The organism is Aeromonas sp. Y289-2, from assembly GCF_027705925.1.
GTDB lineage: Bacteria > Pseudomonadota > Gammaproteobacteria > Enterobacterales > Aeromonadaceae > Aeromonas > Aeromonas veronii.
Genome location: NZ_JAPDCH010000001.1, coordinates 933,591 through 959,750 on the forward strand (window position 1 = coordinate 933,591; position 26,160 = coordinate 959,750).

General features: G+C 58.3%; 25 protein-coding genes. 4 read left to right on the top strand and 21 right to left on the bottom strand.

Annotation, left to right across the window (positions count from 1 at the left end):
- Positions 1–5: 5 nt before the first annotated feature.
- The 12 genes from fliP to fliE form a co-directional block, all read right to left on the bottom strand.
- Entirely contained in the window at positions 6–779 is a 774-nt protein-coding gene (gene fliP, locus OKC43_RS04170; RefSeq protein WP_005334729.1) for a flagellar type III secretion system pore protein FliP, read from the bottom strand.
- Positions 766–1,146: a flagellar biosynthetic protein FliO gene (gene fliO / locus OKC43_RS04175; RefSeq protein ID WP_005362049.1), complete on the bottom strand. Its 381-nt coding sequence runs from the start codon at positions 1,144–1,146 to the stop codon at positions 766–768. The genes fliP and fliO overlap by 14 nt, the downstream gene beginning before the upstream one ends.
- Positions 1,143–1,535 (bottom strand): flagellar motor switch protein FliN, encoded by a 393-nt coding sequence (gene fliN / locus OKC43_RS04180; protein WP_005298791.1) that lies wholly within the window; start codon positions 1,533–1,535, stop codon positions 1,143–1,145. The genes fliO and fliN overlap by 4 nt, the downstream gene beginning before the upstream one ends.
- 49 nt (positions 1,536–1,584) lie before the next feature.
- The gene (gene fliM, locus OKC43_RS04185; RefSeq protein ID WP_005334736.1) at positions 1,585–2,655 is read right to left on the bottom strand and encodes a flagellar motor switch protein FliM; all 1,071 of its coding nucleotides are present in this window, start codon (positions 2,653–2,655) and stop codon (positions 1,585–1,587) included.
- Positions 2,656–2,662: 7 nt separating this feature from the next.
- The gene (fliL, locus tag OKC43_RS04190) at positions 2,663–3,178 is read right to left on the bottom strand and encodes a flagellar basal body-associated protein FliL (protein WP_270803962.1); all 516 of its coding nucleotides are present in this window, start codon (positions 3,176–3,178) and stop codon (positions 2,663–2,665) included.
- Between the two features lie 57 nt (positions 3,179–3,235).
- The gene (locus tag OKC43_RS04195) at positions 3,236–5,164 is read right to left on the bottom strand and encodes a flagellar hook-length control protein FliK (protein WP_270803963.1); all 1,929 of its coding nucleotides are present in this window, start codon (positions 5,162–5,164) and stop codon (positions 3,236–3,238) included.
- Between the two features lie 67 nt (positions 5,165–5,231).
- Complete coding sequence (fliJ, locus tag OKC43_RS04200; RefSeq protein ID WP_005334746.1) at positions 5,232–5,672, bottom strand: flagellar export protein FliJ; 441 nt, start codon at positions 5,670–5,672, stop codon at positions 5,232–5,234.
- A gap of 27 nt (positions 5,673–5,699) precedes the next feature.
- The gene (fliI, locus tag OKC43_RS04205; protein ID WP_005334747.1) at positions 5,700–7,031 is read right to left on the bottom strand and encodes a flagellar protein export ATPase FliI; all 1,332 of its coding nucleotides are present in this window, start codon (positions 7,029–7,031) and stop codon (positions 5,700–5,702) included.
- Between the two features lie 52 nt (positions 7,032–7,083).
- Positions 7,084–7,908, bottom strand: a complete 825-nt coding sequence (gene fliH, locus OKC43_RS04210) for a flagellar assembly protein FliH (RefSeq protein WP_270803964.1) — start codon at positions 7,906–7,908, stop codon at positions 7,084–7,086.
- A gap of 68 nt (positions 7,909–7,976) precedes the next feature.
- Positions 7,977–9,038 carry a flagellar motor switch protein FliG gene (fliG, locus tag OKC43_RS04215; RefSeq protein WP_005334749.1) on the bottom strand — a complete coding sequence of 354 codons (1,062 nt, stop codon included), beginning with the start codon at positions 9,036–9,038 and terminating at the stop codon, positions 7,977–7,979.
- A complete protein-coding gene (gene fliF / locus OKC43_RS04220; RefSeq protein WP_270803965.1) occupies positions 9,031–10,740 on the bottom strand; it encodes a flagellar basal-body MS-ring/collar protein FliF in 1,710 nt (569 codons plus the stop codon). Before fliF ends, fliG begins: the two co-directional genes overlap by 8 nt.
- Before the next feature lie 62 nt (positions 10,741–10,802).
- Entirely contained in the window at positions 10,803–11,120 is a 318-nt protein-coding gene (gene fliE, locus OKC43_RS04225; protein WP_005362062.1) for a flagellar hook-basal body complex protein FliE, read from the bottom strand.
- A 154-nt stretch (positions 11,121–11,274) separates the two neighbouring features.
- Here fliE and OKC43_RS04230 point away from each other — a divergent pair, with 154 nt between their 5' ends.
- The gene (locus OKC43_RS04230; protein WP_270803966.1) at positions 11,275–12,186 is read left to right on the top strand and encodes an AraC family transcriptional regulator; all 912 of its coding nucleotides are present in this window, start codon (positions 11,275–11,277) and stop codon (positions 12,184–12,186) included.
- Between the two features lie 66 nt (positions 12,187–12,252).
- Positions 12,253–14,004, top strand: a complete 1,752-nt coding sequence (locus OKC43_RS04235) for an amidohydrolase (protein WP_270803967.1) — start codon at positions 12,253–12,255, stop codon at positions 14,002–14,004.
- Between the two features lie 91 nt (positions 14,005–14,095).
- On the opposite strand, the gene befA is transcribed toward OKC43_RS04235, so the two are convergent.
- The 3 genes from befA to OKC43_RS04250 form a co-directional block, all read right to left on the bottom strand.
- Positions 14,096–14,881: a beta cell expansion factor BefA gene (gene befA / locus OKC43_RS04240; RefSeq protein ID WP_005353696.1), complete on the bottom strand. Its 786-nt coding sequence runs from the start codon at positions 14,879–14,881 to the stop codon at positions 14,096–14,098.
- Between the two features lie 213 nt (positions 14,882–15,094).
- Positions 15,095–16,534, bottom strand: a complete 1,440-nt coding sequence (gene pyk, locus OKC43_RS04245; RefSeq protein WP_005362071.1) for a pyruvate kinase — start codon at positions 16,532–16,534, stop codon at positions 15,095–15,097.
- A 163-nt stretch (positions 16,535–16,697) separates the two neighbouring features.
- Positions 16,698–17,552, bottom strand: a complete 855-nt coding sequence (locus OKC43_RS04250) for a MurR/RpiR family transcriptional regulator (RefSeq protein ID WP_005334759.1) — start codon at positions 17,550–17,552, stop codon at positions 16,698–16,700.
- A 350-nt stretch (positions 17,553–17,902) separates the two neighbouring features.
- Here OKC43_RS04250 and glk point away from each other — a divergent pair, with 350 nt between their 5' ends.
- Positions 17,903–18,871 (top strand): glucokinase, encoded by a 969-nt coding sequence (gene glk / locus OKC43_RS04255; RefSeq protein WP_270803968.1) that lies wholly within the window; start codon positions 17,903–17,905, stop codon positions 18,869–18,871.
- A 205-nt stretch (positions 18,872–19,076) separates the two neighbouring features.
- Here glk and OKC43_RS04260 read toward each other — a convergent pair whose 3' ends face one another.
- Complete coding sequence (locus OKC43_RS04260) at positions 19,077–19,577, bottom strand: SRPBCC family protein (protein WP_005334766.1); 501 nt, start codon at positions 19,575–19,577, stop codon at positions 19,077–19,079.
- Positions 19,578–19,732: 155 nt separating this feature from the next.
- Between OKC43_RS04260 and OKC43_RS04265 the strand changes: the two genes are divergently transcribed.
- Positions 19,733–20,152, top strand: coding sequence for a GNAT family N-acetyltransferase (locus OKC43_RS04265; protein WP_270803969.1), 420 nt, complete (start codon positions 19,733–19,735; stop codon positions 20,150–20,152).
- On the opposite strand, the gene OKC43_RS04270 is transcribed toward OKC43_RS04265, so the two are convergent.
- From OKC43_RS04270 to OKC43_RS04290, 5 genes are all read right to left on the bottom strand, one after another.
- Positions 20,142–20,660, bottom strand: coding sequence for a hypothetical protein (locus OKC43_RS04270; protein WP_042082504.1), 519 nt, complete (start codon positions 20,658–20,660; stop codon positions 20,142–20,144). The two genes, OKC43_RS04265 and OKC43_RS04270, sit on opposite strands and share 11 nt — an antisense overlap.
- A 10-nt stretch (positions 20,661–20,670) precedes the next feature.
- The gene (locus OKC43_RS04275) at positions 20,671–21,384 is read right to left on the bottom strand and encodes a winged helix-turn-helix domain-containing protein (protein WP_270803970.1); all 714 of its coding nucleotides are present in this window, start codon (positions 21,382–21,384) and stop codon (positions 20,671–20,673) included.
- 455 nt (positions 21,385–21,839) lie between these two features.
- Positions 21,840–23,366: a methyl-accepting chemotaxis protein gene (locus OKC43_RS04280; RefSeq protein WP_270803971.1), complete on the bottom strand. Its 1,527-nt coding sequence runs from the start codon at positions 23,364–23,366 to the stop codon at positions 21,840–21,842.
- Positions 23,367–23,430: 64 nt separating this feature from the next.
- Positions 23,431–24,162, bottom strand: a complete 732-nt coding sequence (locus OKC43_RS04285) for a substrate-binding periplasmic protein (protein ID WP_199428276.1) — start codon at positions 24,160–24,162, stop codon at positions 23,431–23,433.
- Positions 24,163–24,713: 551 nt separating this feature from the next.
- On the bottom strand, positions 24,714–25,952 hold the full coding sequence (locus tag OKC43_RS04290; protein ID WP_005334784.1) for a uracil-xanthine permease family protein: 1,239 nt from the start codon (positions 25,950–25,952) through the stop codon (positions 24,714–24,716).
- Between the last annotated feature and the right edge of the window lie 208 nt (positions 25,953–26,160).

A 26,160-nucleotide genomic window follows, 5' to 3' on the forward strand; every position in this document is an offset into this window, starting at 1 on the left:
ACCGGCTAACCGGCACCCAGTCCGAAACTGTTGGCCAACGACCCCAGAATGAGATTCCAGCCATCCACCATCACGAACAGCATCAACTTGAAGGGCAGCGAGACGATCATCGGCGAGAGCATCATCATCCCCATCGCCATCAGAATACTGGCGACCACCAGATCGATGACCAGAAATGGCAAGAACAGCATAAAACCAATCTGGAAGGCGGTTTTCAGCTCGCTGGTGACAAACGCCGGGATCAGCACCCGTAGCGGCACATCGGCAGGTTTCTCCACCTGCACGTTGGCGATCTCCATAAAGGTGTTGAGATCCTTGATCCGGGTCTGGGCCAGCATGAACTGATGGATGGGCAACTCGGCCCGCTCCAGCGCCTCCTTTGCCTGAATGGTCTCGGCCAGATAGGGCTGCAACGCCTCATCATTGATGCGATCCAGCACCGGCGACATGATGAAGAACGACATGAACAGGGCGATGCCGATCAACACCTGGTTGGAGGGACTCTGTTGCAGACCGATCGCCTGGCGCAAGATACCCAACACCACAATGATGCGGGTAAACGAGGTCATCATGATCACCATGGCCGGCAAGAAGGAGAGCGCGGTCATCAGCGCCAGTACTTGCAGGGTCAGGCTGTACTCCTGAGAGCCATCCCCCATGGTCTTGACGGTCACCGCCGACATGGCGTCCTGTGCCAGCGCAGGCCAGGAGCAAAACAGTGGTATCAGCAGGCTGACCAGCAGCCCCGTTTTCAGCCATAAGCCGTTAGCTTTTTTCATGCTTGCCCATCAATTTGCCAAGCTGCTGGGAAAACGCCTGCGGCTGGTTTTCGTCCAGCGGCTCCTCCAGCCGGTAGAGAAAGTTGACCTGCTGCGGTGTTACGCCGACCAGCAGTTGCTGTTCGCCCACCTTGACCACCAGCAGCTTCTCTTTGTAACCCACCGGCAACGAGGCGATGACCCGCATCTGGCCGCCCCCCATGGCGGTCGCCAGCTTGCTCTTCTTGAGCAGAAAGCCCAGCACCAGAATGAGACCAATCACCATCAGACTGGAGAGCAACCAGGAGCTCAGACTAGGCACGTTGGCAGATGCCGCTGTCTCGGCAAAGGCCGGAACAGGCAGCAATAACAACAGGAGGCGCATCATTTGAGCTTCTTGATCCGTTCAATCTGGCTGATGACGTCAGTCAGGCGGATACCGAACTTGTCGTTCACCACCACCACCTCGCCGTGAGCGATCAGGGTACCGTTGACCAATACGTCCAGCGGCTCGCCTGCAACCCGATCCAGCTCCACCACCGAGCCCTGGTTCAACTGCAACAGGTTGCGGATGCTGATCTGGCTGCGGCCCACCTCCATGGCGATAGTGACCGGAATATCGAGAATGGTGTCGAGCTTGCGACGCTCCTCGGCACTGATGGGGGCATCATCTTTCAACTCTTCCAGCGGGGCTGGCTTGGCTTCCGCCGTCACCTGCTCCTCCAGAGCCGCAGCCCAGGCATCAGCCATCAGATCCTCTTCCTCAGTTCCGCTCATCTTGTTTCCTTATGCTACTTCGTGACCGTTTACCGTAATAAACCGTCAATTATCGCTGTTGATCTTCGATACTGCGCTCGAGCTCTTCCAGCTCGGCCTCGCCATCAATTCGTACCCCGCCCCGGGTCACCAGATGCATCTCCGTCTTGACCCCTTCCGGACGTTTGAGCTTGTCGGTGATCTTGAGCGCCACATTATCCTTGGTGCGGCCCATCTTGGCGTGGAAAGTGGGCAAGTCCTCCACAAAAACCAGCAGATTTTCCGGCATATCGACCGGAATGATATCGCCGGGTCGCAGCTCCATCAGCTCACGCAAAGTGAGTTCGGTCTCCAGCAGCTTGGCCCGCAGCTCCACCTTGACGTCCATGATCTCGTCACGCAGCGCCTTGCTCCAGCGTACGTCGGTATCCCCCTTGTCACTCTGCACACCGGCATCCAGCAGCTCGCGGATCGGCTCCAGCATGGAGTAGGGCATCGCCACGTGGAAGTCGCCGCCGCCACCATCGAGCTCGATGTGGAACGAGCTGACCACGATCACCTCGGTCGGGCTGACGATGTTGGCCATCGCAGGGTTCACTTCGGAGTCGAGATACTCGAACCCCACGTCCATCACCGGCGCCCAGGCATCCTTGTAATCCTCAAACACCAGTTTGAGCAGCATCTGGATAATGCGCCGTTCGGTCGGCGTGAACTCGCGCCCTTCAATCTTGGCGTGATAACGGCCATCGCCACCGAAGAAGTTCTCTACCAGAATGAAGACCAGTCGAGCCTCCATGGTGATGAGCGCCGTCCCCTTGAGCGGGCGGAACCGCACCATGTTGAGACTGGTCGGCACAAACAGGGTATGAACATACTCGCCAAACTTGAGCATCTGCACCCCGTTGATCGAGACCTCGGCGGTACGACGCATCATGTTGAACAGACTGATCCGCATATGGCGGGCGAAACGTTCATTCACCAGCTCCAGCGTCGGCATGCGACCACGGACGATGCGGTCCTGGGAGGAGAAGTCAAATTGGGCTACGCCGGGGTCTCCAGCGCCGCCTATCTCTTCCTCTTCGACATCATCGACACCGTGCAAGAGGGCATCAATTTCGTCCTGACTTAACAGATCGCTCACGCTTCACCTATTGCATTACAAAGCCGGTAAACAGCACTTGTTCGATAACGGGGGAAGAGACTAGGTCCTTGAGCACCCGACGGCACTCTTCCAGTGAATCCTTGCGCAGCTTCTCCTTGCCTTCAAAGGTCATCAGCTGTTCGGCACTGGCTGCGCTGAATACCCGCAGCAAGGTGCCTTCAATCAGGGGGATATTCTGCTTGGCCAGCATCTCGTCGGCGGTACCGCGCACCATCAGCTGGATCTTGATCTGCACCAGTCGATCTCGCTGGGCACCTGCGACGTTGAAGACAAAGGGGCGCGGCATACCGACATAGAGGGAAGGTTTAGGCGCTTCCTCCTTGGGTGTGGCCTCGGCACCTTCCGCCGCTTCAGCAGGCGGTTTATCGGAGCCGGAGAGCATCAGGAAGGCGCCAACACCACCTCCGCCCAGCAAAATAACCGCCAGGGCAATGATAATGATCAGCTTCTTTTTCTTGCCCGCAGCCGGGTCTTTTAGCGTCAACTCGTTATCGTCAGCCATCCCTTGTCCACCCTAGTCTCAAACTTGTTCGATATCATAAACTTACTCGGGATTGCATCAAGCATAGAAATCAATTCCGGAACCGTTTGTCGATTCCACCAGCAAACTGGGGTTGGAAGTGGTGAGTTCCCCTTCAACCAGCCCGTTACCGGACCGCGGCTGACCACTACTCTGACCCTGCTGACCCTGCCCATTAAAGGTGGGCTGGCCCTGTTGCTGCTGTTGTTGCGACTGCTGCTGCACCTGCGTCTGACCAAGCTGGATCCCCTGCCCTGCCAGCATGTCACGCAGCCGGGGCATTGCCTGCTCCAGCATCTCGCGGGTCTGTCCATGTTGTACCACAAAATGAACGTTGGCCTGGCTGTCGGCTCCCATCTGGATCTGGATCTTCATCTTGCCAAGGCCGAGGGGGTCGAGCTGAATTTCCGCCTGTTGCAGTTTTTCGGCCAGCATCACATTGACCTTCTGGTGCAATTCGGCAGGCGCTTCCTGACTGGCCAGTTTCAAATGGGGTAAATTCTGCGGCTCACGGCGCAACGTCGTCTCAGCGGCGGGCGCCCGGCTATCGGCCACCTGTGGCTGAGTCTGGCTGTTCTGGCCATGCTGAACGGTCTGGCTCGGGCTGCTCTCGCCGCTAGATGTCGTCGCAACCAGTCTCTTCTCCGCCTCACCGGCCTTCGGTTTTACCTCAAGCGAAACCGCTTTGCGCACCTCGTCGGTGCCGGTCACTTCCATCTGCTTGATGCCGGCTGAAATGGTCGACAACGGCGCTTGCGGCCCCTGAGATTCGGCCTGTGCCAACACCTGCTGCGGCGCCAACATCCCGGGGGCGGCAGCGCTATCGCTCTGAGCCGTCGCATTTGCCGTCACGCTGCCCTGAGCTGCGGCACTTTCTGCGGCACTTTGCGCCGTCGTCACGGGCGCCGAACCTTGATTGGCGGCAGTGGCTGACTGCTGGCTACCCTCGGCGGCACTCTTTTCTGCCCCCTTGCCAGCTACCCCACTTCCATCCGCAGTTGCTGAAGTGGTTGCAGCGCCCGCCTCAGGCTGCTTGAGCCCCTCGCTGAAGGCCTTGAGCGCAGCCCCCTGAGTCGCGGCTTGCGTCGCCTGCCCCTTGTTAGTCAAAGCATTGCTGGCAGCGAGATCGGATTTGCTGTCGCCAGCCTCTTTTGCAGCGAGAGACTCCGCGGATTTGGCAGTGTTTGCCGACTCATCGACCGGCAGCACCTTGGCCAGCTGAGCCATCCGCTCGGCCCCCGTGAGAGGCTTGGAGTGCTTGCCATCTGCTCCGAGGGTTTCTCCCTTGGCAGAGGCTTTCTCCCCGGACTGCCTATCCGTAGTAGTGGCTGCATCTTCACCTTCAGAGGAGAGAACGGCAGCAGAGGCATCGCCCTGCGCCACCACTCGCGCCGCTGAAGACGATACGGTGGTTTCTGAAGTCGAATTGGCGGTCGTCGCCAGCGGCGACTGCGCTCCGTTCTGACCGGCAAGCTGGCTGGCAATTCTGGCAGCGGCAGGGGTCTGCTCGCCGTCATCAAGCGCAATCCCCTCCAGCTCACCCTCTTGCGGCAACGGATTGCCGTCTACCGCAGTGGCGCTCTGTTGGGCCGCCACCGCCAGCTGGGGTGTCACTAGCGAGGTATCGAGCTTGAGGGAGTCTTGCAGGCGTAGTAGAAAGTCGGTGGCAGGGACCTCCTCCACCTTGTTGTCGGCGTCAGGATCCTGCTCCTTGCCGGTCTCCTCTTTGGGAGAGGCACTTTCGGTCGCCAAAGATTTGGCTGATCGGACATGGTTACCGCCCTGAGTGGCCTCGGCGGCGCCCTGTTCGCTGTTCCGGGCCTTGGCAATCAGGGTGGCGAAATCACCCTTGCTGTCGCTACCGGTTCCCCCATCGATACTTTTGCTCTCGACGGAACCGCTCAGAGGCGCTTTGTCCAACCCGTTGGCCGGAGCCGAAGGCGTTTGTGTCAACAGTGTCTGCATCATGATGGGATCCCTGAATTCTGGTGGCCCCCAAAGAGATGGCCGCCGACAATGTCCATATCAAAGCAAGTTACAGGCCAGATTGATGAAAACGTCGCAACATGGCGTACTCATCCAGCATCTTCTGCTCCTGACGCTGGGCTTTCTGCTGCTCGCGGCTCGCTTGCTTCTCCAGTAACAGCTCTACCGCCTTGCGCCGCTGCTGGGCCGCCAGCCACTCTTCACGGCGCTGTTCCAGCGCCTGACGCACCTGCAACACCCCTTCGTACTGCTGAGTCGCTGCCTGTTCGAGCTTGTTGATAAAGGCGTGATACTGGGTATTTTGCTGGGGCGAAATCCCCTGCAGGCCGCGATCGGTCCACTGCTGGTGATAGATCTGGCGGTACTGGTTGAGGGCATTTTGCTGATCCATGAACAGCTTGAGATCCTGCTGCGCCTTCACCAGCGCCAGCGCACACTGCTGCTCCGCCTCCACCAGCCGATCGGCCAACAATACCAACCCTTTACTCATCGTCGACCTCTCTGTTACCGACCATCATCAGCGCATCAATGGCATCGCCACCATCTGCAAGGCTTGCAGGCCATCATCATAGTGAATGACCTCGCGCATCCCCTGCTGCAAGAACTGATCCAGATAGGGTTTTTGAATGATGGCGCGGTCAATGCGCGGATCGGAACCCTGACTGTAGGCGCCGATGGTGATGAGATCCCGGTTCTGCTGATAGAGGGAGTAGAACTGCTTGAGAGTGCGCGCCAAATCCATATGTTCCGGCGAGGTCACCATGGGCATAACCCGGCTGATGGACTTCTCGATATCGATAGCCGGATAGTGGCCCGCATCGGCCAGCTCGCGCGACAACACTATGTGGCCATCGAGGATCGCCCGCGCCGCATCGGCAATGGGATCTTGCAGGTCATCCCCCTCGGTCAAGACGGTGAAGAAGGCGGTGATGGAGCCCTGGCCGTCACTGCCGTTACCCGCCCGCTCCACCAGCGCCGGTAATTTGGCAAATACCGACGGTGGATAACCCTTGGTCGCTGGCGGCTCGCCCACCGCCAGCGCGATTTCACGCTGGGCCTGGGCATAACGGGTCAGCGAATCCATCAAGAGCAGCACATTAAGCCCCTGATCGCGAAAATACTCGGCGATGGCCAGCGCCGTTTCACACCCCTTGAGCCGCATCAGTGGCGAGGCGTCGGCGGGAGCCGCCACCACCACGGAGCGGGCTCTCCCCTCCTCTCCCAGAATGTCTTCGATAAACTCTTTAACTTCCCGGCCCCGTTCACCGATGAGGCCGACCACCACCACATCCGCCACCGAGCCGCGAGTCATCATGCCAAGCAGCACCGATTTACCGACACCGGAACCGGCAAACAGCCCCATCCGCTGGCCCTGCCCCACCGTCAGCACGGCGTTGATGGCGCGCACCCCCACGTCCATCGGCTGATGGATCGGGCGGCGAGAGAGCGGGTTGATGCGGTGCTGGGCAAACTGCACGGTCTGGGAGGAGAGAATGGGGCCGAGCCCATCGAGTGGCTGGCCGATGCCGTCGATGACCCGACCAAGCAGGTTCATCCCAACCGGAATGCCGTGCTCTTCGGTGATGGGCACCACCCGGGCACCGGGGATCACCCCCTTGAGCTGCTCGCTCGGCATCAGATAGAGGCGATCGCCAGAAAAACCGACCACTTCAGCCTCCAGCGTCCCATCAAGGGTATCGATGCGGCAGAGAGCACCGATGGCGGCGCGGCAGCCAATGGCTTCGAGGGTCAGCCCCACCACCCGGGTCAATTTGCCGGCGACCGGCGGTTTGGGGGCGCTGTCGCGTACCTTGTACCCTTGCAACCGGTTCAGTAGCGAGCCGCTCATCTGGCCTCCTGAGAGCTAAAAAGTGCAGCCGGACGGCAACGTCCGGCATCGGTTATGGGCGTGAGTCCGGCGAAGCCGGTTTCTGCGACGCATTGTCCCGCAAGAAGTTGCGCAGCAACTGATCGATGCGCACGGAGAGGGTCAAATCGATGCTGGAGAGCTCGGTCGCCAGTTGCAGATCGCCGGGGGAGAGGGTGGGATCGCTCTGCAATCGCCACTGGCGCCTGGCGCACTCGTCGGCGCCAAATGCCTGCTCGATTCGCGCGATATCGTCGGGATGCAACATCAGAGTCACCCCCTGTTCGGCGGCAGGCAGCAAGGCAAGCCCCTCTTTGAGCGCCTCCAGCAAAATGCGGGGGGAGGTCTCCGCTTCGTGACGAATAAGCGCGCGGGCCAGTTGCATCACCAGCGAGACCAACTGCTGCTCCACCGCCAGATCCAGCTCGTTAAGCGGATTGGCTAGGCGGGCGGCGAGCCCCTGCCAGTGGGCGATCTCCTGCTCCACCAGCTCGCGGCCCATGGCCAGCCCCTCCTCGCGCCCCTGTTCGAGACCGGCAGAATGACCCTGTTGCAATCCTTCCAGCTTGCCCTCTTCCATCCCCTTGGCATAACCGGACTCGCGTCCCTCGGCCATCCCCTCTTCCCAGGCGGCTTGACGGATCGCTTCAAGCTCTTCGGCGGTGATGCTGGGGGTCGGCTCCTGTTCGGGCTCCGGTTCCACCACCTCCTCTTCCTGCTGATACCAGTCAGGGGCCAGGCCAAGAGCATTGGTAGGCGCCCCCGCCTCTACCTCGACCTCCATCTCGGGCCAGCCCCAGGTCTCAACCCGGGCATCATCGCCCTCGGGGCGCACATACCCACGCAGTTTGTTGTTCATGCTTTGCGCGGCTCCTCACCACTGCCTGATGCGGGTTTGGCATCGCAATTCGGTTTATGGGCCATGGCTTAGAGGAACTCCTCGCCGCCACCGGCACCCAGCATGATTTCGCCAGCATCCGCCAGACGACGGGCGATGGAGAGGATCTCTTTCTGGGCCGCTTCCACTTCGGAGACCCGGATCGGCCCCATGGCCTCCAGATCGTCTGCCAGCATTTCGGCCGCCCGTTTGGACATGTTCTTGAAGATCTTCTCGCGCATCTGATCGTCGGAGCCCTTGAGGGCGCGTTGCAGCAGATCCCCAGGCACTTCCCGCAGCATGGTCTGGATGCCGCGATCGTCCACATCGATTAGGTTTTCGAACACGAACATCAAATCCTGGATCTGCTGGCTCATCTCTTCGTCCGACTCGCGGATGGAGTCCATCAACTGGCCTTCGATATTGGTATCCAGATAGTTCATGATGTTGGCGGCAGCCTTCAGGCCGCCCATCTTGGCTGCCTGGGCACCGGCCGCACCGGCGAACTGTTTCTCCATGATGTCGTTCAGCTCTTGCAATGCCGCCGGTTGTACCTCTTCGAGGTTGGCGATACGCATCACCAGATCGAGGCGCACCTGCTCCGGGAACTGGCTCAGGATCTCGGCGGATTGCTCCGGCTCCAGATAGGAGAGCACGATAGTCTGGATCTGCGGGTGTTCGTTCTGGATGATGCTGGCCACCTGACGGGCATCCATCCACTTGAGCGAATCGAGGCCGCGGGCGCCGGAACCGAGAATGATCTGGTCCACCAGATTGCTCGCCTTGTCCTCGCCAAGGGCCGCCACCAACGCCTTGCGCACGAAGTCTTCGCTGCCGATACCGATGTTGGTGTACTTCTGGATATCGTCGATGAATTGACGGTGCACCGCCGCCACCCGATCGTGACTGAAGTCGGACATGGAGGCCATCGACATACCGAGCCGCTGCACCTGCTTGGGCTCGAGATGACGGAAGATCTGGGCGGCATCCTCTTCATTGAGGCTCAGCATCAGCACCGCAGCCATCTCCATCCCCGACATCTGGTCGAGGATTTGGCGCTGACTGTCGGTGATGTCATTGCCGGTGACTTGACTCTTCTTTTCTTCAGGCATCTTTGTTCGTTACCCATTCTTTAATGACCTGAGCGGCCAGATCCGGCTCGTTCGCCACCAGCGCACGTACCGCCTTGAGCAAGTCTTCGTCACGGTGCAGATCCGGCAGTTTCAGCTGGCCATCGCGTACACCAAATACCTGATCGTTCTCGACTTGTGCTGACAGCAGGCTCAACTCGTCGTCGCCACCCAGTACGGTGTGGTTGTCGAAATCCACTTCCCCTTCCGGTTTGGCATCCGGGTAGAGCAATCGCTTGAGCATGGGGCGAACAACGGTGACGATCAAGACGATGATCACCAGTACCGAGGCGGCAATCCGCACCGCACGCCAGAACCAGGGCTGATCGTAGAGCGGCACCTCGGCCACGGTATCCAGCTCTGGGCGATTGAACGGAATCGCGACCACCTCAAGGGTATCACCACGGGTCACATCAAAGCCAAGGCCACCGCTCAGCAAACGGCGCAATGTATCGAGTTCTGCCTGGGTACGCGCCTCACGGGTCACGGCCCCATCGGCACCGGGTACCGCTTTGTAATCCACGGCAACCGAGACGGTCATGCGGCGAATGCCTCCCATCTGGCGACGGGTATGGCTGACGGTGGTATCCAGTTCGAAGTTGCGGGTCGCCTCTTTGCGGGAGCGGCCCGAAGCGGCAGCGCTGCCACCATCACCACCGGTCGCCTCCTCGGGAATATTGGAGGCGGCAGGGGGCTGGTTGGAGAGTGCACCAGGCACACCACCGTTGCTGCCGCTGGCGCTGTTCTCTTCCATGGTCATCTCGGAGCGCACAGCAGGCAAGTCAGGGTTGTAAGTCTTGCGGGTCTGCTCCTGCTGGGAGAAGTCGAGAGAGAGATCCACTTCCGCCGTATAGTTGTCGGCCCCCAGCACCGGGATCAGGATGGCGTCAATTTTTTGTTTGTACTCCAGCTCCTGCTTCTGCTGCATGGCAAACTCTTTGCGAGTCTGGGCCGAGATCGGGTCTTGCGAGCCGGAGTTGAGCAGGCGGCCATTCTGGTCGGTGACGGTGACGCGGGTCGGCTCGAGACCGTGCACGGCAGAGGCAACCATATCGACAATGGAGTCCACCTCCCCCTGCCCCAGCGCCGCTCCTTTCAGGTTGAGCACCACGGTGGCACTGGGTTTGCGTTCGTTGCGGGCAAACACGTTGTCTTTCGGGATAGCCAGCAGCACCTGGGCCTTGGCCACATTCTGGAACTGCTCGATGGCGCTCGCCAGCTGGCGCTCGCGGCTCAGCTTCAGACGTTCACTCTCCATCCGCTGGCTGACGCCGAAACTGGAATCTTTCAGCAGGATATCTTCACCACCGATGTTGCTATCGGTGGCATTGGCAAGACCGGCACGGGTCAAGGCCAGCTGGATAGTGGGGTAGCTTTCGGCGTTGACCAGCACGCTCTTGCCATCCACCTCATAGGGGATCTTCTGCTGATCGAGGAAATCGAGAGTCTTCACCAGCTCCTGAGTGGTATAGGTGCCGAGGGGACGCATGTCCGGCTCCTTGCCCCACAGCAGGATAAACACCGCAATGGCCAGACAGATGGCAAGCCCCAGGATCAGGGTGATTTGCCGCAGCACATCGGTGTTGGACAGGAAGCCCAGCGCCGAACTCTTCTGCTCATTTTCATCGAGGGCGGCGGTGCCCTCATCGTTTATCAGCAGATCGCCGTTTTGGTCAGTAGCCACGATTTATGTCCTTATTGCTGACATGTTCATGATGTTCAGTCGTCATGGTTTATTGGCGTCGCTTATACCGGCATGTTCATGATGGTCTTGTAGGCATCGACCATCTTGTTGCGCACCTGTACCGTGGCTTCAAAGGCGATAGACGATTTTTGGCCCGCGATCATCACCTCGGCCAGATCCACCGACTTGTCGCCCATATCGAAACGGGTACGCAGGTCATTGGCGGCCCCTTGCAGCTCGTTGACGTTGCCAAGCGCCTGTTGCAGCAGCTGACCAAAGTCGGAGGTTACCTGACGACCGGGTTGTGCCAGCGGCGTTGCGCCTGCTTCGATCTTGAGCGCCTGCATCTCTTGCATCAGGCTGCTTGCACTAATTTCCATTTTCCATCCCCAGACAAATCATTGACGCTGGCATGCAACAAGCAATTAGAGTGCCAATGCGTTAAAAGCGCGATGCGGATGAGTGGACTGACCAGGCCGGACGGGTTCGACAACGGCAGGTGGCTCTGATTAAATCCGACTCTGACGCCCACTTTTGCTGGCTGGCAAGGAGTCCGCTCTGGATTATCGCAAACCCGTGTTCAAGGCGATGGACTACATCAGCCACCATCTGGATGACAATCCGGGCCTGGATGAAGTCGCAGCGGCGGCAGCCATCTCCACCTTCCACTTCCACCGTATTTTCAAGACGATGGTCGGCGAAACCATTGCCGGATTTACCCGGCGCCTGCGTATGGAACGCGCTGCCCGTCGCTTGCTCGCCTCCCCCCAAAGCGACATCACCACCCTCGCACTGGCCACCGGGTTCTCCAGCTCGCAGAATTTCGCCAAAGCCTTTCGCCTGCACTTCGCCATGAGCCCCTCGGAATACCGCCAGCAGCAGGGGGGAAACTGGAAAAGCAAGATTGGAAACGATCCCCTTCCCTTTGACACCTATGATGGCCTGGTCATGCACCCGGTCACCGAACACCCGGGTCTGTTGCAGGGGGCTAGCGTCAGGCAGATGCCCGCCCGGCGCGTGGCGTACATGCGCCGCCTGGGCCCCTATGGCAAAGAGACCTGCGAGCAAGCTCATCGGGATTTGCTCGCGCTGTTCGCCTCAGACGAGGCGATGACACCGGCGGGTACCCTGAGTCTCTATTGGGATATCCCCGATATCACCGATGAGACCCGTTGCCGTACTGACGTCTGCATCGAGCTGGGGCCAGAGATCCCCGCTGGGCGCCAGTTGACCACCCAGACCATCGCCGCGGGACCCTATGCGGTTTGTCAGTTTATCGCTCGTGGCGATCAACTGGTTGCCTGCTGGGAGACGGCGTTTCGCTGGGTAGTGGGCCAAGGGCTGAACTGCGACGATCGCCCGTGTTACGAGCAATACCACGCAGGCACGGATCCCGACCGGGGGCACTACGTGTTTGATATCTGTATCCCGCTGATCAACCGATAAGCCGATACCTCATTTCCATTTACCCACTTCGGTGCCTTCGGGCACCGAAGCGACGGAGTCATGCCCATGAATATCAAAACGCTGTTTCTCGCCAGCCTGCTGGTGACACTTCCCGCTGCCGCCAATGCCCAGTCACAGAGCCAGACACTGATCTTTGGCGGCACCATCTACAGTGGTGATCCGGCGAACCCTCACCCGGAAGCGGTCGGCATTGAAGGTAAAAAGATAGTGGCAGTCGGCAGCTATCAGGAGGTCAGCGCCCGTCTAGGCAACCATGCCAAGCGTCTTGATCTGAAAGGAAAGTACCTGATGCCAGGCCTCATCGACAGCCATGTTCATGCGGCATTTGCCGGTTTTCAGGGGATGACGGTTAACTTTCCCGATGCGTTGAATGAGGTTGAGCAGGTGCAGCAATTTCTGACCCGCAGCAAGGATGATCCCCGCCTGACACTGGGCGATGTAGAGCTATACAGCAATGTCTCCCTCGACTACTGGCATCAGCTTCCCCTGCTCGATCAGGTGTTCAATGGCCCGCAATACCGGCAGATCCCAGTAGTGCTTGCCGGTTCGGATGCCCACACCGGTTGGGCCAATCAGGCCATGCTGCGCAAGGCTGGCATTGATGCCGACACCCTTGCCGGTCGTTATGCTCCGCTGAAAGGCAATTTTGGCCTCACCCCATCCGGCATGCTCAATGGCTTTGCCTCGGAAGGCGGCTGGGATGCCATCCTCAAGGCGCTGCCCCCCGTCAGCGACGAGAAGATTGCCAGTGCCATCATGACCGCCGCCAAACAACTCAATCAGGTGGGCATTACCGCCTGGATGGACCCTATCAGCAACATTCGCCCCCTCGCCCCCATCTTCAACGCCGAGCCGGATCGCCGCAATACCGGCCTGCTGCCGGCGTACAGCATGCTCTCCCGGGAAGGCAAGCTGACCGGACATGTGTCCGCACTGGCACTGGTGGGGATACATGCATCACCCGCCATCATTGATGACGTATTGGCGCTGCAACAGCAGTTTCAAGATGCCCCGGACGTTAAACTGGTGGGGATCAAGATCCTGCAAGATGGTGTCATCGAGTATCCATCCCAGACCGCCAAGTTGAGCGAGCCCTACCTCAACCGTCCCGGTTACAGCGGCAAGGACGATCTGGACAAGCAGCGTTTCAACGAGCTGATCCGCACCGCGGATGCCCATCAACTTATCGCTCACTTTCATGCCATCGGCGATCGGGCCGTCCGTGAATCCCTCGATGCCATCGCCTATGCCCGGGCCCACAATCGGGATCACCGCCTGCTGCACAGCATCACCCATCTGGAGGTGGTGAGCCCGGCCAGTATTGCCCGCTTCAAACCGCTCAATGTGGCCGCATCGATGCAACTGTTGTGGGCCGGGAAAAACGTGGCGACCACCCTGTTGCTTGAAGGAAAAGTGCCCCCGGCACTGCTAGCCCGCCTCTATCCAGCAGGCAGCTTGCTGCAAAGCGGCGCCATTATCGCCGGTGCCAGTGACTGGCCGGTCTCCAGCCCCAACCCTTTCCTCGCCATGTATACCGCGATCACCCGCCAAGGTGAGCTTGGCTTGCTGCCCCCCGCCAGCGAGCAGATCAGCCGTCAGGCCATCTTGCAGGCCTATACCCTCAACGCCGCCAAGGTAATTGGACGGGAGAAAGAGATTGGCTCCATCAGCGCGGGCAAGAGTGCTGACCTGATCTTGCTGGATCGCAATCTGGAACAGGTAGCAAGCGAAGAGCTCAAGGAGACCAAGGTGCTCTGGACCATGTTCAAGGGCAAGCAGGTCTATTTAGCCCACTGACACCGAGAGAACAAACAGGCCCGCACTGCGGGCCTGTTGGCAAGATCACGACAAGCGCATGGCGTGCAGTGAGCAACCGATAATGGCGGGATTAGCGGCTCGTTTCAGTCAAGTCCTTGTCAATCCAGTACTTGGAGCCGGAAATATTGGCATCGAGCAGCAAGCCCTTCTCGCCAATCTGGTAGATGGCCATGCCGCCGTTGTATTTGGCGGTCAGCTCGGCGCTCTCCTTGCCGGCCACCACGCCCACTTCGGAAGTGGCCTCCCACCCCTGGGTCACGAAGGCATCGAATCTGGCCTTGTCTTCAAACAGGATCACCTGCTGATAGAACTTGCCACCAATCCCAGCCGCCAGACCCGCGCCAAACATCTTCATATAGGTGTGCTTGCCGGTTTTGCGATTGACTGCCACCCCGGCCCCCTGATTGGTATGCAGCATCAGGGAGAACTTGCGCGAATCGAACACTGCATAGCCATAAGCCTTGTCAAACAACAACTTGGCTGATGGCTGCTCGTTGAACAACCGGATCAGCGCAGTGTCGGCCATGGTATTGAGCGCGATCCTCGCCTCTTTCGCCGTCTTGGGGTTGAGCATCTCGTTGAGCTCCTTGTCGGCCGCCTTCAGCCACTCCTTGCCGGTCGCGATGCTCTTGTCGGTCCAGACCCCGGCGGTATTGAAGGCATCCTCCCCCCAGGCCGAGATGGAGGCCCAGCTCTTCTTGGAGAAATCGCTGACATCCTGCCACACCTCCTTGCTGGTCTCGCTCACTGCCGCTCCCAGATCGGACGCTGCGGCCTTGAGCTTGGCCCAGTCGGCATAACAGGGTGAGAAGGCCAGACTCAGTGACAAGGCCAGCAACCAGTTACGCTTGTTCATTTTTTCACTCCCGTATTGTCGAGTGTCTGGGTTACCTGAGACGATCACCTACAACAGGCTACCCGCTGAAAATCACTCCCGCATTATCGGAAGGGGAATCCGGTTAAGCAATCATTGAGTCCTGTTTATACCGCCACAGCCCGACAGCGGTTAACAAAAAGGCTGCTCATCAAAGAGGAGCAGCCTTGTTAAGCACAGTAAAACCGGACGGGCTTATTCGACCATCATCACCTTACAGGTGTTGGTACTACCCACGGTTTCCATCTTGTCACCGTGAGTCAGCAGCACCATGTCACCGCTCTGCAACAGCCCCTTCTCCTTGAGCACGGCCAGCGCGTCGCGGCACACTTCGTAGACCGGTTTGGTCTCGTCACCGTCAAACATCACCGGAGTGACGCCACGGTAGAGGTTAGTCCAGGCCAGGGTCTTGTTGTGGGGAGACATAGCGAAGATCGGCAGACCAGAACTGATACGGGACATCAGCAGCGGGGTGGTGCCGGACTCGGTCAGTGCCACGATCGCCTTCACCCCTTCCAGGTGGTTGGCCGCATACATGGTGGACATGGCTACCGCTTCTTCAACGGAAGTGAAGGTGTAGCTCATGCGGTGGTTGGAGACGTTCAGGCTCGGGTGCTTCTCGGCACCGACACAGACGCTTGCCATGGAAGTCACGGTCTCGATGGGGAACTGACCGGCGGCAGTCTCGGCGGAGAGCATCACCGCATCGGTACCATCCAGCACGGCGTTGGCCACGTCCATGACCTCTGCACGAGTCGGAAGAGGCGCATTGATCATCGACTCCATCATCTGGGTCGCGGTGATCACCACACGGTTCAGACGACGGGAGTGGCGGATCAGCTTCTTCTGTACGCCAACCAGCTCGGGGTCACCGATCTCGACACCCAGATCGCCACGGGCGACCATCACCGCATCGGAACCGAGGATGATGTCTTCCATCGCCTCATCGGTGGCGACGGTTTCGGCGCGCTCGACCTTGGCCACGATCTTGGCATTGGAACCGGCTTCGCGGGCCAGCTCGCGGGCGTAGCGCAGATCATCGCCACAGCGCGGGAAGGAGACAGCCAGATAGTCCACATTCATGCGGGCAGCAGTCTTGATGTCTTCCTTGTCTTTCTCGGTCAGGGCCGGAGCGGAGAGACCGCCCCCTTTCTTGTTGATGCCCTTGTTGTTGGAGAGCGGCCCGGCCACGGTCACCGTGGTGTGAATGCGGGTGCCTTCAACCTGCTCGACCTTCAGCTGCACACGGCCATCGTCCAGCAGCAGGATGTCGCCCTGAACCACATCGTCTGGCAGGCTCTTGTAATCGATGCCAACCTGCTCCTGGCAACCCTCACCCTTGCCGAGTGCCGCGTCGAGAATGAACTTGTCACCGATGGCCAGATAGATTTTGCCATCCTTGAAAGTGGAAACACGGATTTTCGGGCCTTGCAGATCCCCCATGATGGCAACGTGACGACCGAGCTTGGCAGCAATGTCACGCACCTGATTGGCGCGCAGGATATGGTCTTCAGCAGTGCCGTGAGAGAAGTTCATCCGCACCATGTCAGCCCCGGCGCGAATGATCCCTTCGAGGATCCCTTCGCGGTCGGTAGCCGGACCGAGTGTGGTTACAATCTTTGTACGTCTAGGCATGAAAGACTCCAATATGAAGTTGATATGACTTGAGATTCTGCCCCATCAAGCCCATGGCTCGATGCACCCGTTTGCAAACCATCTGGGTGGTTTTTGTTATTAAATTACAATTCTACACCAAGGCGGGTGGCATAGACAGTCGGGGGCCGGAGCCCCCGACGGTTCAGGAAGAGTGCGGGGTTTCGAAGCGGGATTCGCGCAATCCCTCTTTCACTTTCTTCAGATTTTCGCGAAATTTCATCCCCCGGCGCAGGGTAAAACCGGTCGCCAGCACATCCACCAGCGCCAGCTGGGCGATGCGGGATGCCATCGGCATATAGACATCGGTATCTTCCGGCACATCCATGGAGAGCACCAGATTGCACTCGCGGGCAAGCGGGGAGTCCTTGGCGGTCATGCCGATCACGGTGGCGTCGTTCTCGCGAGCCAGCGCGGCGATCTCGACCAACGCCTTGGTGCGGCCGGTGTGAGAGATCAGCACCACCACATCCCCTTCGCTGCTGTTGATGCAGCTCATGCGCATCATGACGATATCGTCAAAGCTCACTACCGGAATGTTGAAGCGAAAGAATTTGTTCTGGGCATCGCGGGCAACGGCGGAGGAGGCGCCAAGGCCGAAGAAGCTGATCTTCTTGGACTGGGTCAGGATATCGACGCAGCGGTTGATGGCAGAGATATCCAGGCTGTTTTTGGCGGCATCCAGACAGGCCATGGTGGATTCGAAGATCTTGGCGGTATAGGTATCCGGCCCATCTTCCGCTTCCACATGACGATTTACGTAAGGGGTGCCATTGGCCAGGCTCTGGGCCAGATGGAGTTTGAAATCAGGAAAGCCCTTGGTATCGAGACGGCGGCAAAAGCGGTTGACGGTCGGTTCACTGACGTCGGCCATCTTGGCCAGAGCGGCGATGCTGGAGTGGATGGCGGTCTGGGGAGACGCCAGGATCACCTCGGCAACCTTGCGTTCTGATTTACTGAAACTTTCCAAGTTGTTCGTAATTTTATCAAGGGTATTCATCATCACCACCAGGCGTTTTTGTAATTTAGCTTCAGTGTCTTTGCACTCAATCTACGGCTAAGCAAGTTTCCATTCAAGCTAAGGACTATACAAGACAAGCGGTTATGGCAACTAACGCCTGCCATACAAAGTATGACTCATCTCTAATTATTTCGTACTTTTCGTTACAAAACGTCACCTTGCCATGAAAGCGCTTACAAATGTTGCAAAGCAACAACACTGTGAGCAGGCGCACGTTTGTATCGATCCGGCGGGTGAGCAAGCCTGAGCTCGGATAGAATGGGCCGTCATAATCCAACAATAATCTCGGGACACCAGAGTCGTCCCCATCCTGTAACGAAGGAGTTGTTATGCAGCATACCCATGCGCTGGTCGGCGATGTCGGCGGCACCAATGCGCGTCTGGCCCTGTGTGAGCTGGCCACCGGTACTATCTCTCAGGCAAAGACCTACTCAGGTCTGGCCCATCCCACCCTTGAAGCCGTGGTACGCCTCTATCTGGAGGAACACAAGGTTCAGGTGGCTGAAGCCTGCATCGCCATCGCCTGCCCCATCAACGGTGACTGGGTTGCCATGACCAACCACAGCTGGGAGTTCTCCATCAGCGAGATGCAGAGCAATCTCGGGCTGGCACGCCTGCAAGTGATCAACGACTTTACTGCGGTCTCGATGGCGGTGCCGGTGTTGGCTGAATCGGATCGCATCCAGCTTGGCGGCGCCGCGCCGGTAGCGGGCAAGCCCATCGCCATCTATGGTGCAGGCACAGGCCTTGGGGTCGCCCATCTGGTCAAGGCGGGTGAGCAGTGGCTGAGCCTGCCGGGTGAAGGTGGTCATGTGGATTTTGCTGCCAACACCGAAGAGGAAGATGCGGTACTGCAAGTAATGCGAGGCGAATTGGGCCATGTCTCGGCAGAGCGTTTCCTCTCCGGCCCGGGTCTGGTCAATCTCTATCGAGGGCTGGTGAAATCCGATGGCCGTGAGCCCGAGCCGTTTGCCCCCAAAGACATTACCGAGCGCGCACTGGCCGGGGTGTGCCTCGATTGCCGTCGCACCCTGAGCCTGTTCTGCGTGCTGATGGGCCGCTTTGCCGGCAATCTGGCCCTCAATATGGGCACCTTTGGCGGCGTCTATATCGCAGGTGGCATAGTGCCGCGCTTCCAGGAGTTCTTTACCGGTTCCGGTTTCCGGGTCGCCTTTGAAGACAAGGGGCGCTTCAAGTCCTACCTCAAGGAGATCCCGGTGTTCCTGATCACCCATGAAGGGCCGGGGCTGCTCGGTGCAGGCGCTTACTTGCGCCAGTCGATGGGGATCACAATCTGATTGAAGAGGGGGGCGAGGCGGGATCATCCATGGTTCAGCCTCGATTCAGTGTGAATGGCATAAAGTAGCCGCACGTAACCAAGAGTGTTGTGCTTCACAAGGAGTGGAAAGCGACTCTCATCCGCTGGATACGTTTGTCACCTGACAAGCCTGAACTGTTTCAACCGGCCTTTTGGCCGGTTTTTTTTATGTCTGATATCCGGGATTACTGGGCCAGCGCCTTCAACTGCGCCTTGTCTGGCGGATTGTTCCAGTCGATGGGACCGTGGGTAAAACGGTACTGCAGCCGTGGCAGGCTGGTCTCCAGCCACTCTTCCCGAAAATAGGCATAACCCTGATCCCAATCCGGATCATTGGCCCAACCGCTCTGCAGGAAGTAGAGGCGAGTGCCCTGCCCTTCCGGCACAAAGCGCAGGCAAACCTGGGTCTTTTGCTGGCGGATATGGGGCAGGCTGGGCGGGAAATTCCAGCTGAAACTGAGCAAGTCATAGGGCATGACGGCCATGACCCGGCACCCTTCACTGCCACGTTCACCCAGCGGGGCATCAGGCCTGAAGTAGATCTCGAAAGGACCATTCGGTTCGGCCACCATCAAACATTCGGGAGCCAGAAAACTGCGCAGACCGCTTTCGGTAGTCCAGGCGTGCCAGACATCGTCTATGTGCGCCGGAACAAAAATGTTGCCTTCAATCAGTTTATTGTCCATAAATCAGCGATCCTCAAGCCATCCATACAAGGGACTCCGGCAGTATAGCCCCATGGCAAATACAATGGACAGTGCTTAATCACACCCTTGTCATTTGCATCGATTAACCTGCCGCTGTGCAGCTGCCTTAATGAACATTGGCTCGGGAGGGCATCATGATCCGGCTCATGGAAGAACACGACATTCCCCAACTGGCCCGGCTGTTTTTAAAGAGCCGCCGCCACACCTTTCACTGGGTTGATCCCGCCCGTTTCCAACTCGAGGATTTCGAGATGCAGACCAAAGGTGAACAGGTGTGGGTCGCCGAGCAGGGGGGCAATATCTGCGGCTTTATCGCCATCTGGCAGCCCGATAACTTCGTCCATCACCTCTATGTGTCAAGCGACTGGCACGGTCAGGGGATAGGGCGCGCCCTGCTGGAGCGGGGCCTCGCTGATTCGCCGCACGGCTCGCTCAAGGTTGCAACCCGCAACACGGCGGCGGTAGCCTTCTACCATCGGCTGGGCTGGCAAAACAGTGATGAGACAGGCCACTGCGAGGTCACCGGCCCTTGGTGTAAGTTATTTAGAAACTAGCGGGACGCCCGGCAACTGCGCTTTGTGGTTGAACAGGCACCAGCGGTGCCGGGGGGAAGAACCAGCGGTAGAGATCGAACCAGCCATCTCGCTGGGCAATCACAACCTCATGCACCGGATCGCGCTGAAAGATCGCCACCTTGTTTTCAGTCAGCGGCACCCAGGCATAGTTGACCAGCGCATATTGCGACTGGATCAGGTTGTACTCATTGAGATAGGAGTCATCGTTACCCGATTCGTGCAGTTGGGTACGACTGTCGATGAGGTAAACAAGCTGGTTGAAGAAGGTCAGTTGAAAACCGGTCACCCGCCACTTCTCCCTGGTCGCCTCCTCCTCTTCGATCACGGTGATTTTGCCCCAGCGGCACACCCCGTGATAGTTGACTCCATTGGCCGACATTTTCAGGTCGTAATGGCAGCCCAGACTGTTGATAAACATCCCGACCACAAACAGCAGCACGACAAGCAGTGGCAACAGCAGCAAGGTATTTTTCAGCGTTCGTTTCATCAGAGATCCCTTACAGCGTTTTTTCGAGCTCTTTATAGGAAAGCACGCGAACCTGGTGGCCGGAGACAAGCACCAGCGATGCCGGTTTGACTGGAGGCACGTCGCTCCGAGCCTCCATCTGGCAAACAACGCCGGTCGGCGAGTCGGTACAGTGCACATGGAGCCACTCGAAATGGAGATAGCTGGCGACAAACGCCACCAGCACAGCCAGTAGCAGATTGACGTATATCAGGCCCCTTGCCAGCATTGGCCGCCCGATACCGCAGAGAAAGGCAAGTTTGGCGCGCTCACCAAAAGAACGAGCAGCAGCAGGCTCTTTGATGACCTCGTGGTCGGAGCTTGGTGATGTCGACGGTGGCTGCGCAGCCGCTGCAGGCGTGGGCTCGCTCATCGGCTCGGGCAAGGGCTCACTCTCTGTTGGCAGTGCTTTGCCGTAATAGCTCTTCATCTTGCAGTTCAGATGCAGGGAATACCCTTTTTTCGGGGTACTTCTGATATCCAGCGTCTGGGGGGATGAAGCGAAGTGGCGGCGAATATTGGCGATAGCCACGTTCAGGGAGTTGGGGCTGATGGGGCGACCCAACCAGCCGATATCAAGCAACAGATCCTTGTCGCACACCTCGTCATGGTGATCGAGCAGATAGCTGAAAATGAGGCTCTCTGCCGATGACAAGCGCACCACCCGGGCGCTTTGCAAGTTGTCCTTGTCGGCACAGAAGATCAACTCTCGCCTTTTGACATCAAAAACATAATCACCGAAGTGATAGGCTGATATGTTATTGCCTAGCGCAACCCCCGTCATACCAACCACCTGTTATTTGCATTCATCATGAAGAAGATGGGATTCCACACCTGATAAAGCCAGATGGCAGCTCAGGACTCGCTGTAATTAAACGAAATTCTAAAGGGTCGAGATCAGCGGCACAATAGATGCAGGCAGGCACGAGCGGGGAAAATGAAAATATGCGTCCAGCGCTGTCGGACTGCGTATCGGGCAGAGCATGATGCTGCGAGTTTCGCCTATCGCGGCCACGCCAATCTCAGCTGAACAGTGACATGGGCATGACGAAAAGCTCTGCTGGACAAGGCCCCTTGCCCCTCACAACATCTCGCCGCACTTCACAATAAAGGGAACCTTGCATGCCCCGCAGGATGATCCAACGGGGCGAAGTGAACTGACTAGACCCGAAACTGCTTGAGCAGGGTGTCGAGCTGGGCCGACAGCTGCCGCAGATCACTGCTGGCTTCGGCAACCTGTGCCACTCTGGCCGCACTCTCGCTGTTGAGCGTCGCAATCCGGTTGACACTGTGGCTGACCGCCTCTGCCACCGAGTGCTGTTCTTCCGATGCCTGGGCGATATACATGTTCATCTCGCGGATCAGGCTGACCTGATTTTTAATCTTCTCCACCGATGTCTGCACATCTGCCGCCTCGATGCCGGCGCGGGATGCCTTCTCCTGACTCTGTTGCATTCCGGCCCCGACATTCTGGGTCGCTTGCTGCAACCGCTTGATACCGGCGCTGATCTCCTCCGTCGACTGGCGAGTACGGCCCGACAAGGTGCGCACCTCATCCGCCACCACCGCAAAACCGCGCCCCTGATCACCCGCCCGCGCCGCCTCGATGGCCGCGTTGAGGGCAAGCAAATTGGTCTGCTCGGCAATGCCGTTGATCACCTCGATGATGGTGCCAATGCTGCTGCTCTCGGTCGAAAGGGTGCGCATCAGGGTGGCGACCCGCTCCACCTCCCCCACCAGTTGATGGATGGCCTCATTGGCATGGCCCGCCAGATTGTAACCCTGCTCCACATAGAGGTTGGCCTCATCGGTAGCGCCAGAGGTTTTCACCGCATTGCCAGCCACTTCCTGCACAGCCTGACTCATCTCGGTGATGGCGGTAGCGACCTGATCCAGCTCGGATTGCTGGGCGTCACTGCCTACCCGGGTATCTGCCGAGAGGGAGTCGCAGAGTTCGGCGGTTTGCAACACACCGGCAGAGAGCTCGTTGATCTCCGCCACCATCTCCTGCAACTTGGCAATAAAGTGATTGATGTTGGTGGCCAGCGCGCCCATCTCATCCTGGCGGCTGATCTTCAGACGCCGGGTCAGATCCCCCTCTCCTTTGGCCAGATCAAACACCGCCTGATTCATCTGATGGAGCGGCCTGAGCACATTGCGATGAATCAGCACCATCAGCAACGCGATGATGCAGAGATCGAGCACCAGGATCTGCCAGACGGTGGTGATCAACTGCTGGCGCAGTTGGGCCTGAATGGCAGCATCACTGGTTTGCACCAGCAATCGGGCCACAGTGTTTTTCTGGCCGCTGTCGTCATAGACCAGATCATACCCCCCGTAGGCAGACACATCGGCAGGCATGGCTGTCACGGGGGCAATGTCCCCCGCCGAATCACGGGCAAACCCGGCCACCAGCTTGTCCTTGTTGACCACCAGCAAAGCACTCAGGATATCGGCCGCCAGCTCGGACTTGAGCGATGCCTCGATGAAAGCCGATTCATAATTCCACAGCGGGCCGGGCAGGGAGAGCTGCAGCCGGCCGATGGCCTGTTCGACCAGCACACTCTGTTTGCTGTAGCTCTCCGCCCTTACCGCGTTGTAGTTGTAAGCGCCAAACAACACCAGTAGCAGACTCACCGACAGGGAGGTCAACACGGCAATCCTGAACGTCAGACTTTTCCAATCCATGGTTTCCTCCCGGTTTTACGGCAGCCGGCGCAGTGCCATTAAGCGGCACTTGCTATTGGTACTGTTACTGGTACTTGGCATTGATCTTGTCGATGGTGCCATCCGCCTTCATGGCAGCGAGGATCTCGTTGAGCTTGGTGATGAGCTCATCGGGCGTGTCCTTGTTAAACGCCAAGCTCATCTGGGTTTCCTTGAACACGAAGACCGGCTTGGGTGAGGCCACCTTCTCCTTGCTGGCCAGATAGGGGGCCAGATACTGGCCGGTAGCCCAGAGATCGATGCGACCTGCCTCCAGTTTCTTCACGTTGGCGGTATCGTTGGCCGCCAGCTGCAATTTGGCAAATCCCTGGGCCTTGAGATATTCGGCGGCCGCATCACCGTTATAGCCACCCACCGAATACTGCTTGGCATCTTCCAGCGACTTGACCGTGATATTGGCGGTCGAACTGGAGAAAAACACCCAGTTGTTATTGACCAGCGGCCCTACCCACTTGAACAGTGCTTCCCGCTCCGGAGTGCGGGTCGTGGAGTAGAGGGCGGTATTAGGAGTACCGAGGGTATCTTCGTACGCCCGTTTCCAAGGCATCAGGGTCAGCTTGTATTCGACTCCAGCACGCTTGAACAGTTCTTCGACCACCTCGGTCGACAGCCCGACAATCTTGCCCCCCTCCCCCTGCATGTTGAATGGCGGGTAATCCTCGGTCATCACATTCAGTGGCGCAGCCTGAACAGCGCTTATCGCCATCATGGAAGTGACTGAAAAAATTGCACTTTTCCACAGCAGTTGATAGTTCATTGCAACCTCGCTTTGCTTGCCATTCATCCCTGAACATCCGCCGTTACCGATGGCGGTGCACGTCTGACCCGCTGGGGTCATGCCGGCTTTCACGGCTCGCCGCCCACCCATGTGCAGCAGCAAACAGATCCGGATTTTGCCTGTGCGCAACGAAACGCAACCGGCGAGGGAGGCTCACAACAAATCGAGGAGGAAACATGCCAGTGCAGCATAAGGGGAGTGCGGAGTGGGGCGGATAAGCCTCTGCCATACAACAGCGCCGTGGCAAAGAAAAAGCGCATCGTTTTATGACAGGGGTCTGGGAGAGAAATGATAGAAAACGCCAACATCCATTTTCCCATACTGCTCGAGGAGACCTCAGAGCCAAACCTGTCCTTTAGCTAAGGTCACGAAAAGAGATACGTCAAATGAGAATGCTAACCCCCTCATCTGCTTCCAAATTAGATTCCAGATGAGCTCCGTCGAGCCAAAAAGTGGCGCTAGATATCCGAAAATGAGAAGGCCACCGCGAGGTGGCCTTCTCCAAATCAACAATGAACGTCTGGTGAAACTCAGTCCTTGGCCGCGTCCATCACACCTTCTTCGGAGTGCGCAGGCAGGATCAGGTTGAGCAGGATGGCGGCAACGGAGGCTAGGCCAACGCCGGCCAGCGCGAAGTCGCCAATCTTCATCTCCAGCGCACCGACACCGACGGTCAGAGTCACGGCAACGATGGCGATATTGCGTGACAGCCCCAGATCCACCTTGGATTCCACCAGCGTCTTGAGACCTATGGCAGCGATGGATCCGAACAGCAGCAGCATGATACCGCCCATCACCGGCATCGGGATGGAGGTAAGTAGCGCATTGAACTTGCCAAAGAAGGCCAGAATGATGGCAAACACCGCAGCCCAGGTCATGGTGACCGGATTGAAGTTGCGAGTGATCATCACGGCACCGGTCACTTCGGCGTAGGTGGTCACGGGAGGGCCACCGATGAAACCGGCGAAGCAGACGCCGATACCGTCACCGGCCAGCGTACGGTGCAAACCCGGATCCTTGGTGTAATCCTTGCCAGTCACGCCACCAATCGCCAACACGCCACCGATATGCTCGATACAGGGGGCGATGGCTACCGGCAACATGAACAACGCAGCAGCCCAGTTGATCTCCGGGGTTTCGAAGTGGGGCAGCGCCAGCCAGGGGGCGTTCACCATGCCATCGAAACTCACCTGGCCCATGAACACCGCCGAGACATAACCGGCAATCACGCCGCACAGGATGGGGATCAGCTTGATCCACCCCTTGCAGAACACAGCTGCAATCAGGGTGACCGCCAGCGAGATACCGGCCAGCGTCAACGCAGTCCCCGCAGGTACCACCTGCTCACTACCGGCACGGCCCATCGCCATGTTGCAGGCAACCTGCGCCACAGAAAGACCGATGACCATGATCACCGGGCCAATCACCACCGGGGGCAGCAATTTGTGCACAAAACCCATCCCTTTTGCCCGGATCAGCGCAGCCAGAATGAAATACATGAAACCGGCGGCAAACAGGCCAAACATGGTGGATGGCAATCCCCAGGTCTGGGTGGCGTAGATGATGGGGGCGATGAAGGCAAAGCTGGAACCGAGGAAAATCGGGACCTGGCGGCGGGTGCAGAGCTGGAACAACAGGGTGCCCACACCGGCGCCAAGCAGGGCCATGGAGGGGTTCAATCCGGTGAGCAGGGGCACCAGAACCATGGCACCGAAGGCGACAAACAGGATTTGCAGCCCGGCGACACTTTGCTTGACTAAGGAAAACATGGATGTCCTTAATTTTTTGATAACTGATGGGGATATTTATCACTTTTCAGTCATCACAAGACTTTTTCAAGGCACAAAATGAACACAAATTCGTCACTTTTTACCTTTTACTGCTTGGGAAGGGCATGAAACTGGCTTTTTAGGCGGGATTCGTTGCTACAAGCATCGAGTATGCGATTTTACGCATTATTATGACGAACGCCAATCG